This is a genomic window from Streptomyces sp. NPDC127038 (genome assembly GCF_042725875.1).
Taxonomy (GTDB): domain Bacteria; phylum Actinomycetota; class Actinomycetes; order Streptomycetales; family Streptomycetaceae; genus Streptomyces.
The window spans coordinates 43,883-55,399 of sequence record NZ_JBHXDQ010000064.1 but is presented as its reverse complement, the minus strand read 5'-3'; the positions used below and the strand labels follow the sequence as shown (position 1 = coordinate 55,399).

Below are 11,517 nucleotides of genomic sequence, written 5' to 3'. Positions count from 1 at the left end.
GCTCCGAGCGGCGCGCGGGCCCACGCCCGTCAGGTGGGGGAGTGCTCCTCCGAGCCCGCCGACAACGGGTGCGGCAGGATCCCCGGACCCCCGGCCAGCGCGGCGACCTCGGCCCTCAGCGCCTGCACCTGAGCCGCGAGTTCCTCGATCGCCGCGGTCTGCCGCCGCTCCTCCACGTCGTCCTTCTCGAACCGGGAGATGAACCAGGCGGCGATGTTCGCGGTGACCACACCGAGCAGGGCGATCCCCGAGAGCATCAGACCCACCGCGATGACACGGCCCATCCCCGTCGTCGGGGCGTGATCGCCGTACCCCACGGTCGTCATCGTCGTGAACGACCACCACACCGCGTCACCCAGCGTCTTGATGTTCCCGTTCGGCGAGTCGCGTTCCACCGACAGCACGGCGAGCGAGCCGAACATCAGCAGACCGACGACCGCGCCGCCCACGTACGTCGTCAGCCGGATCTGCGAGGCCATCCGGGCGCGCCGCCCCACCAGCATCAGCGTGGACACGAGCCGCAGCAGCCGCAGCGGCTGGAGGATCGGCAGGATCACGGCGCACAGGTCCAGCCAGTGATCGCGGACGAAGGCGCGCCGCTCCCGGGCCAGGGCGAGCCGGACCAGGTAGTCGGTGGCGAAGGCCCCCCACACCACCCATTCCACCGCCGTGCAGGTCAGCGTCACCGGCCGGCCCGCGTCACTGTCCACGATCGGTACCGCGTACCCGAGCGCGAACGCCACCGCGAGGACGAGCAGGGGCCGCTGCGTCAGCAGCTCCCAACGGGCCTGCGCCGATTCTTCGCTCATGTCCGCATCGTAGGAGGACGCGGCCGGTATTGGTTCGGGGACCGATACGGGGCGGTGCCGGTCCGGGGCGGTGCCGATCCGGGTCCGTAGCGGTCCGGGGCGTGTCCGGTGGGCGAGCGGGGGAATCCTCCTGACCGGGCCCGGCGGTGGGCGGGAACGGGGCGAAGGAGACCGGCGTGTTGGACAAGGCTGTCCTGGAACGGCTGCGTGCCATGACGGAGCGCAACGTGGTGCGGATCCGGGCGGCGGGGGAGTTCCGGGGCAGCGGGTTCCTCGTCTCCCGCGACACCGTCCTCACCTGCGCCCATGTCGTCGCCGGTTGCGAGGAACGGTCCCTGACGGCCGAGGTGGACGGCGGTGTGCTCGCCGTCGAGGTGGTGGCGCTGGCTCCCCCGGCCAGGGGCGAGGGAGCGGTCCACGGCTTTCCCGACCTCGCCGCGTTACGGCTGTCCGAACCCGTCGGGCACACCGACGGCGTGTGGCTGGACGAGAGGGCCCCCACGCAGTCGGAGCGGGTGTCGGTCCACGGGTTCAGCGGCCGCACCCTGGAGCCGGGCATCCAGCCCGACACCCTGGACCTGCGGGTGGCGGGGCACAGCGGCCGGTTCGTACGGCTGCACGGCGACCAGGTGGTCCAGGGGTTCAGCGGCGGCCCCGTCCTCAGCACCGGCACGGGCCGGGTGTGCGGCATCCTGAAGGCCTCCCGCAACGAGAAGAACGAGTCCGGCGGCTGGCTGATCCCCGTCGAAGCGGTCGAGGAGTGCACCCCGGGACTGCTGGAGCGGAACGCGGCCGCACACCGCCCGGGGACCGACTGGTTCGACGTCGCCCGCGGCCGTACGGAGCTCCAGGAGGCGCTCTTCGACGCCGCCGACGACGGCGCCGCACCTCCCGCCACACCGTCCCGGATGCTCGCGCAAGGTGCGATGCCCTTCGTCGACCGCCCCGAGCTGGAGCAGCTGGAGACGTGGTGCCATGAGCCGTCCGACCAGGTGCTCCGCCTGCTGCACGCGCCGGGCGGTGCCGGGAAGACCCGTCTGTCGGCCGAGGTCTGCCGACGCGTGCGCGAGCGGGGCTGGATCGCGGGATTCGCCGAGCGTGACGCCTTTCGGGACCCGTCCGGGCGTGGACGCTGGCTGGAGAGCCTCACCACCGCCCTGACGGCGGGATTCCCGGTCCTGGTGGTCTTCGACTACGCGCAGGCCCGGCAGGACGACGTGGGCGCGCTCCTGAAGCACGTGCACCGCCGCCGGACCCGGGACCTGACCCTGCGGGTCCTGCTCCTGGCCCGTTCGGAGGAACCCCTGTGGCGGTCGCTGCGCGAGGCGCTGGAGGATCTCGGGATCGACGACTGGGCCCTGCGCTCGGCCGTCTCGCGAAGACTCCCGGACACGATCGCCACCACCGGACCTGAGGACCTGGCCGCCCGGGCGTTCACGGAGTTCGCCCGGCAGCTGGGCTGCCCCTGGCTGCCCGTACCGGTGTCGTTGGGCGGCCGGGCGGGGCGGCAGGATTCGCTGCTCGGGGTGCTGGCGAGCGCCCTCGACGCCGTTCTCACCCTGCGCCACGGTGGGACCTGGGCGGAGGGCGAGGACCCGCTGGAACGGATCTGCCGGCACGAGACCAGGGGCTGGCACGCCCTGCTGGAGGACCGGCTCGGACGGGACGGACCCCTGGCAGGCCGGGGCGGTCCCCTGATGACGCAGGGACTGCTGCTGGTGCCCACCCTCGCCACGGGACGCGACCGGGAGGAGCTCACGGCACTCCTCGGACGCACGCGGGAGGCCGCGTTCCCGGGACAGCCGGCTCTGAACATGTCCTCCGTGCACGCCTGCCTGCGGATGCTCTACCCCTCGGGGCCCGGTGGGGTCGCCCCGCTGGAGCCGGACCGTGTCGGCGAGATCCTGATACGGCGGGTGCTGGGCGAGGAGGAGAGCTCGGGCCCCGGCGGGCGCGGCTATCTCCGGGCCGTGCTGGACGGCGGCGGGCTGGAGGGGGACCGGCGGGCCGACGCGCTGCTGGAGACGCTCGACGCGCTCGCGAGGTCGCGCGGGTGCACGTCGGTGGGCAGGGTCGTGGAGCATCCGGCCCATGAACTCCTGGACCGCGCGCTGGCCGAGGCCGTGCGGGCGAATCCGCGGGAACTGCTTCCGGCCCTGGCCGTCACGGGCGGCCGCGTACCGCACGCGGAACCGCTCGCCGGCGTGATGCGGCCGGTGCTGGAGACCTGCGACACGTCTCTCCTGCTTGAGGTCGAGAAGCACCTCCCGGGGCATCCCTCCGGCCTTTCCGAGGTCTCCGCGCTCGTCCTCACCCGGCTTCTGCGGGAGCCCGACGCGAGCGACGGCGAAGCGGACCGGCTGCTGCGGATCCGCCGGCTGCGGGCCTGCAGCCTGCGCCACGAGGAGACCGGACGCCGCACCGAGGCGATCGAGGCCGCGGCCCGGGCGGTCGAACTCAGCCGGGACCTCCGCCGCCGCTCCGCTTCCTACACGGCGGACCACGCGATGGCGCTCAGTCATCTGAGCCTGCTGAAGCACCGGGAGGGACAGAACGGGCCGGCCCTGGAGCTGAGCGTGGAGGCGGTGGCCCTGCACCGCGAGCTCCTGGACGCCGCCGGTGGCGACCGCAGACGGCGGCTCCTGGACACCGCCTCGGCCCTGAGCACCCTGGCGCTGCTGCGGCTGAGCGACCACCAGGTGAACGGCGCGGCCGCCGACGCCGCCGAGGGAGTGACCTGGTGCGACCAGGCGGCGCCCGGCGGCCGCCAGGAGGACGTGCTCCTTGAATGCCTGGAGCTCCTCGCCGTGTGCCGCCAGCGGACCGGACTGACGGAGGACGCCCTCGCCACCGGCGCGGAGGCGCTGGAACTGCTGCGGGGGCTTGCCGAGCGACGGCCGGGGCACTACCGCACCCGGCTTCCCGAGTCCCTGCACCGGCACGGCCTGCACCTCGTCTGGGCGGGGCGCCCGGACGAGGCCTACGGCGCGGTGCGGGAAGGCGTGCTGCTCCGCGCCGCTCTGCCGCCGACCCCGGCGAGGGCGCGGGACCAGCGGAACGCGCTGGAGCTGCTGCTGCGACTCTCCGGGGATGTGGACACCGCGGCCCAGGAGCGATCATCCTGGGTCGGCATGCTGTCTGCGACGGACGGCTGAGACGTCCCGTAGGAGCGCCCTACCGATGGAGGACCTCTTGTCCGCTTCCGCGCCCAGGCCCATCCGGCGGAGCAAGGCCGTCGAGGTGTTCAGCAACCGGTTCGGCAGCCTCTACGACGACGAGGTCGTGTCGCCCTCGGGAGCGGCGGGCACGTACCTGCGGTGGCGGTGGTCGCACACCGGGGTCGTGGTGGTGCCGACGGGACCCGCGGGCTGGGCGCTCGTGCCGACGTACCGCTATCCGGTCGGAGCGGTGTCCCTGGAGTTCCCCCGTGGCGGATGCGAGCCGGGCGAATCACCTCTGGACGCGGCGGCGCGGGAGCTTGCGGAGGAGACCGGCTACGACTGCGACCGGTCGTCGCTGCGGTCCCTCGGCATGCTCCACGCGGAGACCGGCCTGATCGAGTCGGGCGTCCACGTCGTGACCGCCGAGGTGTCCGGCGCAGGCGCGGCCCTCCCCGAGGAGATGGAGTCGGTCACCGAACCGGTGTGGGCCGCACGCGACGAGATCATGGGCTGGCTGTGCGAGGGCCGGGTCACCTGCGGGGTGACGCTCGCGGCCCTGGCCCTGGCGCTCGCCGACGGGTCATCGGCCGGCTGACCCGATGACGGCGCGCCGCCGCTGCCGGACGGGCGGGTGCGCCGGCGGAGCGGCAGGGGCCGCAGGGACCGGGACGCTCCGCGCCGCGAACCGGGCGTCGAGGTACTCGTTCCGGCTGTCGTCCACCGGGCCCACGTCGAGCACCGCTCCGAGCGTCCCCGTCAGCGAGTCCTCGGTGATCCCGTACCGCATCAGGTTCCGCCGTCCCCGCAGGACGGCCAGCTCCCGCTCGTCCGTCGCGTCGAAGGCGCGGCCGAAGGCCTCCCGCGTCCAGCCGCTGAACTCGGCCATCGCCTCCTGGAACCGGTCCAGGTCGGGCCGTTCCCCGTTCTTCATGACGGCCAGTTCCTCGACGAGGGCGGTACGTGACGGCTGCTCGGTCGCCTCCAGCAGGACGTCGACGGGGATCCTGCCGAGCAGGAACGGGTCGAGCACACCGGCCGCGAACCCGGTCCGTTCCACCACGGTGCGGCGGGTGGCCGCGTCGGTGAGTCCTTCCAGGCCCTCCGAAGCGGCCGTGGACGCGCCGAGCACGGTGGGCAAGGCCTGCCGGTACGCTTCGCCGGCCGCGCGGTCGACCGCCTCCAGCGCGAGGACGAGCGCGGCGGGCACGCTGCCGTCCGCCGTCCGGAAGCCCTCGACCCAGTTCTTGACCGAGTTGAAGTAGAGGGGCTCCTGGCCGGTGACCCACTCACGGGCCCGTTCGAGCACGTCGTACGTGGCGCCCTCGGTCCCGGAGAGCCGCCGCCCGATCAGCCGCAGCACACCGGACTTGAACGCGGCGGCGACGGCGCCGAAGTCGTACGAGACGGGGTGTGCCCGGATGCGGCGGTCCAACTCGTCGGCGTAGCCGGCGTCGGGGCGGTGCTTGACCTCGCGCAGGGCCTGGGACGCGTGGACCTCACGCAGGGTGAGGCCGTCGCGGCGGGCGACCTGGATCCGGCCGTTGTCGAGCAGTTGGCCGAGATCTCCGCGCACCCCGTGCCTCCTGGCCTCGGCGGGCGAGACCAGCGCGCGGAACAGCGGGGTGTTGAGGCACTGCGAGTCCCCGATGAGCAGCTCGTCGGAGAACAGCACGTGGAAGAGCACGCGGGCGCGCAGGTCCTCCGCCGTGGCGAAGTCCGACTCGCGATGGATCTCGGCGTCGGACAGGAACACCTTCTCGCGCACGGATAACCGGTGTGTGCCTGTCATCGAGTCCGCCTGACGCCGTCCGGCCCGGACAACTTCAGGAGAAGGCCCGGCACTTCCTGGGGAATTGTTGCATCCTGCCGTCTTCCGGCTGGATGTGAATCACCTGGAGGCATGGATGTCCGACCTTGTTCAAGCGGTCATGCCCGACGGCACGACCCTGTGGGTGAGGGTCGAGGACGACGACGCGGGGCCGGTCGACACCGGCTTCGGGCGGTCCGTGGGCCGTCGGCTGGACGACCTGCCGCAGACCATCGAGACGATCACGCGCAGCGTGCGGGCCGGCCTGCGCAGCGCGGCGCCCGACGAGGTCTCCCTCGAATTCGGGATCGAACTCGCGGGCAAGACGGGGCAGTTGGTGAGCGTGCTGACCGAGGCGGGCGCGAAAGCCACGCTGAAGGTGAGTGTGACGTGGCGCAAGGGGGAGCCGCCCGAGACGTCGGCCGCGGCCATCGGCACGGAGGACGAGGACGAGGACGAGGACGAGGACGAGGACGAGGGGGAGGGGTACGGGGGCGGGGACGGACAGGAGAGCGCGGACGCGGGCGGGTGAGGGTCCGGACGATCCGCGGGTGAGCTCCTGGGACGGCACCCGACCGGCCCGGGTCCGGGGGGTGGTGGAGCCGATGGCCGACTCCACCACCCCCCCGGACCTCTGTGCGTTCCGCCTACGCGTCGCCGCCCGCAGCGCCCGGGTCGGCCGCCCGTACGTCGAGCAGCTGGTAGCGGTCGACCGCCTGCTTCAGCACCGAGCGGTCCACCTTGCCCTCGCGGGCCAGTTCGGTCAGCACGGCGACCACGATCGACTGGGCGTCGATGTGGAAGAAGCGCCGGGCCGCGCCGCGCGTGTCCGCGAAGCCGAAACCGTCCGCGCCGAGCGACTGGTAGGTGCCCGGCACCCACCGGGAGATCTGGTCGGGAACCGAACGCATCCAGTCGGAGACGGCCACGAACGGACCCTGCGCGGAGGACAGCTTCCGCGTCACGTACGGGACGCGCTGCTCCTCCTCGGGATGCAGCAGGTTGTGCCGCTCCACCTCGACGGCCTCGCGCCGCAGTTCGTTCCAGGAGGTCGCCGACCACACGTCGGCCCGTACGTTCCACTCCTCGGCGAGGATCCGCTGCGCCTCCAGCGCCCAGGTGACGCCGATGCCGGACGCCATGATCTGCGCGGGGATGGCGCCCGAGGTGCCCTCGCTGAAGCGGTAGAGGCCCTTCAGGATGCCCTCGGCGTCCACGTTCTCCGGCTCCGCCGGGTGCTGGAGCGGCTCGTTGTAGACGGTGAGGTAGTAGAAGACGTCCTCCCCGTGCGGGTGCTCCTCCGAGGAGCCGTACATACGGCGCAGACCGTCCTGGACGATGTGCGCGATCTCGAAGCCGAACGCCGGGTCGTAGGCGACACAGCCCGGGTTCGTGGAGGCGAGCAGCTGCGAGTGGCCGTCCGCGTGCTGGAGCCCCTCGCCGGTCAGCGTCGTGCGCCCGGCGGTCGCGCCCAGCACGAAACCGCGCGCCAGCTGGTCGGCCATCTGCCAGAACTGGTCACCCGTGCGCTGGAAACCGAACATCGAGTAGAAGACGTACACCGGGATCAGCGGCTCGCCGTGGGTGGCGTACGCCGAGCCCGCGGCGATCAGCGAGGCCGTGCAGCCCGCCTCCGAGATGCCGTCGTGCAGCATCTGCCCGGTCGGCGACTCCTTGTACGCGAGGAGCAGCTCACGGTCCACCGACTCGTACTGCTGGCCGAGCGGGTTGTAGATCTTCGCGCTCGGGAAGAACGAGTCCATGCCGAACGTGCGGTACTCGTCCGGCGCGATCAGCACGAACCGCTTGCCGATCTCCTTGTCCCGCATGAGGTCCTTGAGCAGCCGCACGAACGCCATGGTCGTGGCGATGGACTGCTGACCCGAACCCTTCTTCACACTCGCGTACGTCTTGTCCTCGGGCAGGACCAGGGGCTTCGACCGGACGACCCGCGTGGGCACGTACCCGCCGAGGCTCTGCCGGCGGTCGTGCATGTACTGGATCTCCTCCGACCTGCGGCCCGGGTGGTAGTAAGGCGGCGCGCCGTCCTCCAGCTCCCGGTCCGTGATCGGCAGGTGCAGCCGGTCGCGGAACCCCTTGAGGTCGGCGACCGTCAGCTTCTTCATCTGGTGCGTGGCGTTGCGGCCCTCGAAGTTCGGGCCGAGCGTCCAGCCCTTGACCGTCTGCGCCAGGATCACCGTCGGCTGGCCCGCGTGCGCCTTGGCCGCCGAGAACGCCGCGAAGATCTTCTTGTGGTCGTGACCGCCGCGCCCCAGGTGCAGGATCTGGTCGTCGGTCATGTTCTCGACCATCGCCCGCAGCCGGTGGTCGTCCCCGAAGAAGTGGTCGCGGATGTACGCGCCCGTCTCCGTGGCGTACGTCTGGAACTGGCCGTCGGGCGTGGTGTTCAGCCGGTTGACCAGCACCCCGTCTCGGTCCTGCGCCAGCAGCGGGTCCCAGGTGCGGTCCCAGACCAGCTTGATCACGTTCCAGCCGGCGCCCCGGAACTGCGACTCCAGCTCCTGGATGATCTTCCCGTTGCCGCGCACCGGTCCGTCGAGACGCTGGAGGTTGCAGTTCACGACGAAGGTCAGGTTGTCCAGGCCCTCGCGCGCGGCGATCGACAGCTGGCCGAGCGACTCCGGCTCGTCCATCTCGCCGTCGCCCAGGAACGCCCAAACGTGGGATCTGGAGGTGTCCGCGATCCCGCGCGCCTCCATGTAGCGGTTCATCCGCGCCTGGAAGATCGCGCCGAGCGGACCGAGGCCCATCGACACGGTCGGGAACTCCCAGAAGTCCGGCATCAGCCGCGGGTGCGGGTACGAGGACAGTCCGTGGGGAGCCTTCGACTTCTCCTGGCGGAACGCGTCGAGCTGCTGCTCGGAGAGCCGGTCCAGCAGGAACGCGCGGGCGTAGATGCCCGGCGAGGCGTGCCCCTGGAAGAAGATCTGGTCGCCGCCGTCGCCCTCGTCCTTGCCCCGGAAGAAGTGGTTGAAGCCGACGTCGTAGAGCGAGGCGGAGGAGGCGAAGGTCGCGATGTGGCCGCCGACGCCGATGCCCGGGCGCTGTGCCCTGGAGACCATCACGGCCGCGTTCCAGCGGGTCGCGTTGAGGACCTTGCGCTCGATCTCCTCGTTGCCGGGGAAGAACGGCTCGTCCTTGGTGGCGATCGTGTTGACGTAGTCCGTGCTGCGCATCTCGGGCACGGCCACGCGCTTCTCACGGGCCCGCTCGATCAGCCGGAGCATCAGATAACGGGCCCGCTCGCGGCCGCGCTCGTCCACGGCGGCGTCGAGGGAGTCGAGCCACTCCCGAGTCTCCTCGGGGTCGAAGTCCGGGACCTGGCTGGGAAGGCCGCCAATGATGATCGGGTTGCGATCGGATCCGGGAGCCACGCTGTTCCTTCGCTGTCAGAGGGCTGTCTTCGGTGGGTTTTCCCTGCTTCTGCACCGATCCCCATCGTGTACCCCGCGAACGCCTACGTCATCTCTACCTGGGGGTAACCGAAACGCTCGTCCGGACCGTTGGGGCGGTCTCGACCAAAACGTAACGATACGCTCAGGGCGTGACGCGTTCCGCAAAGCCGTTCGGCTTTCGCACGCCCCAAGGGTTCCGAAGGGGACAAATGGGGCAGAAGTGTGTGGTGCCCGTCACGTGGCGTCATGATGGCCCAACGGGAGTTGCGTGCGCACTGCCAGGATCGTCACCGTTTCGGCGGTCTCGACGGCCGGGTACTTGCGCGATCCGCTCCGCCCGTGTGGACTACGGCCAACGCTTCGCGTACGCGCGTGGCTGACATCCCCCCGCTCCGTACGAGCAGAGGGAGACCCCAATTCCGAAACATGATCAGGAGGCAAGCCGTGAGCGCGACCGCGGACCACGCGGAGGAGCGGACCAACCCGGCCGCCAGGCTGGGGTTCGAGCCCGGACAGGTGGTCCAGGAGATCGGCTTCGACGACGACGTTGACAACGAGCTCCGTGAAAGCATCGAATCTCTGATCGGCCAGGATCTGGTCGACGAGGACTACGACGACGTCGCCGACGTGGTGCTGTTGTGGTTCCGGGACGAGGACGGCGATCTCACGGACGCGCTGGTGGACGCCATCGGGTTCCTTGAGGACGGCGGCATGATCCTGCTGCTGACCCCGAAGACCGGCAGGGACGGCTACGTCGAGCCCAGCGACATCAGTGATGCCGCACAGACAGCCGGCCTCTCCCAGACGAAGAGCATCTCCGTCGCCAAGGACTGGTCGGGCACCCGCCTGGCCACCCCCAAGTCGAAGCGCTGAGCTGAGCCCCGTCTGCAAGCCAGAACATCCGTGAGGCCCCCGCCGAGCCACCTCGGCGGGGGCCTCACGCATTCCGGGAACCGGCACCCGGGGGACCCCGCCGGGGTCGCGCCGCCGCCCCGAGCCGATCACTGCGTACGCTGGTCGTCACCCGAACAGACCCTTGGAAGGGAAGCGAGTGACTATGGCCGTCGAGGTCGGTACCAAGGCCCCGGACTTCGAGCTGAAGGACAACCACGGCGCCACCGTGAAGCTGTCCGACTTCCGTGGCGAGAAGAACGTCGTACTGCTCTTCTACCCCTTCGCCTTCACCGGCGTGTGCACCGGCGAGCTCTGCTCCCTGCGCGACAATCTGCCGCAGTTCACCGACCGCGACACCCAGCTCCTCGCGGTCTCCAACGACTCCATCCACACGCTGCGCGTCTTCGCCGAGCAGGAGGGCCTGGAGTACCCGCTGCTCTCCGACTTCTGGCCGCACGGCAACATTTCGCGCGCCTACGGCGTCTTCGACGAGGACAAGGGCTGCGCCGTGCGCGGCACGTTCATCATCGACAAGGAGGGCGTCGTCCGCTGGACCGTCGTCAACGCGCTGCCGGACGCGCGTGACCTGAACGAGTACGTCAAGGCGCTCGACACCCTGTGATTCTTCGGTTCCAAGCCCTGCAAGGCACGGGAACCCGTCACTAGGATCGAACCGTTGATCCGATACCAACGCACCTACGGGGCTCCCCGCCCCTGAACACCATTGGGAGGACTCGTGGGAGTCAGCCTCAGCAAGGGCGGCAACGTATCGCTGTCGAAGGAGGCCCCGGGACTGACCGCGGTCATCGTCGGCCTGGGATGGGACGCCCGTACGACCACCGGCGTGGACTTCGACCTCGACGCCAGCGCCATCCTCACGAACGCGGACGGCAAGGTCAGCACCGACCAGAACTTCGTGTTCTTCAACAACCTGAAGAGCCCCGACGGCTCGGTCGAGCACACCGGCGACAACATCACCGGTGAGGGCGAGGGCGACGACGAGCAGATCAAGGTCAACCTCGCCGCCGTTCCCGCCGACGTCTCGAAGATCGTGTTCCCGGTCTCCATCTACGAGGCCGAGAACCGCCAGCAGTCCTTCGGCCAGGTCCGCAACGCGTACATCCGCGTGGTGAACCAGGCCGGCGAGGCCGAGATCGCGCGCTACGACCTCTCCGAGGACGCCTCGACGGAGACCGCGATGGTCTTCGGCGAGCTCTACCGCAACGGCGCCGAATGGAAGTTCCGCGCCATCGGCCAGGGGTATGCATCGGGCCTGCGCGGTATCGCGCAGGACTTCGGCGTCAACGTCTGAGCCACAGCCCTCGGGCATCCCGGTCCGGGGGGGGCGCGGGGCCGCGCGGGGCGAGGCCGGGCCGAGGAACATAATATCGAAAAACACGTGGGGGCACCAAAAACGGGGGGAAGCGAGG

Annotated in this window: 9 protein-coding genes; 6 read left to right on the top strand and 3 right to left on the bottom strand. The window is 70.8% G+C overall.

Annotated elements, in window-relative coordinates; all coding sequences use genetic code 11:
* Window positions 1–29: 29 nt before the first annotated feature.
* The gene (locus tag ACFWI4_RS32785; RefSeq protein WP_387203764.1) at window positions 30–809 is read right to left on the bottom strand and encodes a potassium channel family protein; all 780 of its coding nucleotides are present in this window, start codon (window positions 807–809) and stop codon (window positions 30–32) included.
* A 176-nt stretch (window positions 810–985) separates the two neighbouring features.
* Here ACFWI4_RS32785 and ACFWI4_RS32780 point away from each other — a divergent pair, with 176 nt between their 5' ends.
* Entirely contained in the window at window positions 986–3,964 is a 2,979-nt protein-coding gene (locus tag ACFWI4_RS32780; protein ID WP_387203761.1) for a trypsin-like peptidase domain-containing protein, read from the top strand.
* 25 nt (window positions 3,965–3,989) lie between these two features.
* Window positions 3,990–4,565: an NUDIX hydrolase gene (locus ACFWI4_RS32775; RefSeq protein ID WP_387203758.1), complete on the top strand. Its 576-nt coding sequence runs from the start codon at window positions 3,990–3,992 to the stop codon at window positions 4,563–4,565.
* Here the strand turns inward: ACFWI4_RS32775 and ACFWI4_RS32770 are convergent.
* Entirely contained in the window at window positions 4,551–5,735 is a 1,185-nt protein-coding gene (locus ACFWI4_RS32770) for a hypothetical protein (RefSeq protein ID WP_387203755.1), read from the bottom strand. The two genes, ACFWI4_RS32775 and ACFWI4_RS32770, sit on opposite strands and share 15 nt — an antisense overlap.
* A gap of 139 nt (window positions 5,736–5,874) precedes the next feature.
* Here ACFWI4_RS32770 and ACFWI4_RS32765 point away from each other — a divergent pair, with 139 nt between their 5' ends.
* Window positions 5,875–6,309 carry a CU044_2847 family protein gene (locus tag ACFWI4_RS32765; protein ID WP_387203752.1) on the top strand — a complete coding sequence of 145 codons (435 nt, stop codon included), beginning with the start codon at window positions 5,875–5,877 and terminating at the stop codon, window positions 6,307–6,309.
* Window positions 6,310–6,424: 115 nt separating this feature from the next.
* Here the strand turns inward: ACFWI4_RS32765 and aceE are convergent, their stop codons facing one another.
* Window positions 6,425–9,172: a pyruvate dehydrogenase (acetyl-transferring), homodimeric type gene (gene aceE, locus ACFWI4_RS32760; protein ID WP_387203749.1), complete on the bottom strand. Its 2,748-nt coding sequence runs from the start codon at window positions 9,170–9,172 to the stop codon at window positions 6,425–6,427.
* A 465-nt stretch (window positions 9,173–9,637) separates the two neighbouring features.
* On the opposite strand from aceE, the gene ACFWI4_RS32755 reads away from it, so the two are divergent.
* From ACFWI4_RS32755 to ACFWI4_RS32745, 3 genes are all read left to right on the top strand, one after another.
* Window positions 9,638–10,066, top strand: coding sequence for a DUF3052 domain-containing protein (locus ACFWI4_RS32755; protein ID WP_385396926.1), 429 nt, complete (start codon window positions 9,638–9,640; stop codon window positions 10,064–10,066).
* A 184-nt stretch (window positions 10,067–10,250) separates the two neighbouring features.
* Window positions 10,251–10,709: a peroxiredoxin gene (locus ACFWI4_RS32750; protein WP_365483906.1), complete on the top strand. Its 459-nt coding sequence runs from the start codon at window positions 10,251–10,253 to the stop codon at window positions 10,707–10,709.
* 114 nt (window positions 10,710–10,823) lie between these two features.
* A complete protein-coding gene (locus ACFWI4_RS32745; protein ID WP_339129149.1) occupies window positions 10,824–11,399 on the top strand; it encodes a TerD family protein in 576 nt (191 codons plus the stop codon).
* Window positions 11,400–11,517: the final 118 nt, after the last annotated feature.

What these genes read in the sequence shown, in the direction of transcription:
- ACFWI4_RS32785 (WP_387203764.1), bottom strand. Translation starts at nt 809, where the DNA reads ATGAGCGAAGAATCGGCGCAGGCCCGTTGGGAGCTGCTGACGCAGCGG.
- ACFWI4_RS32775 (WP_387203758.1), top strand. Translation starts at nt 3,990, where the DNA reads ATGGAGGACCTCTTGTCCGCTTCCGCGCCCAGGCCCATCCGGCGGAGC.
- ACFWI4_RS32765 (WP_387203752.1), top strand. Translation starts at nt 5,875, where the DNA reads ATGTCCGACCTTGTTCAAGCGGTCATGCCCGACGGCACGACCCTGTGG.
- ACFWI4_RS32750 (WP_365483906.1), top strand. Translation starts at nt 10,251, where the DNA reads ATGGCCGTCGAGGTCGGTACCAAGGCCCCGGACTTCGAGCTGAAGGAC.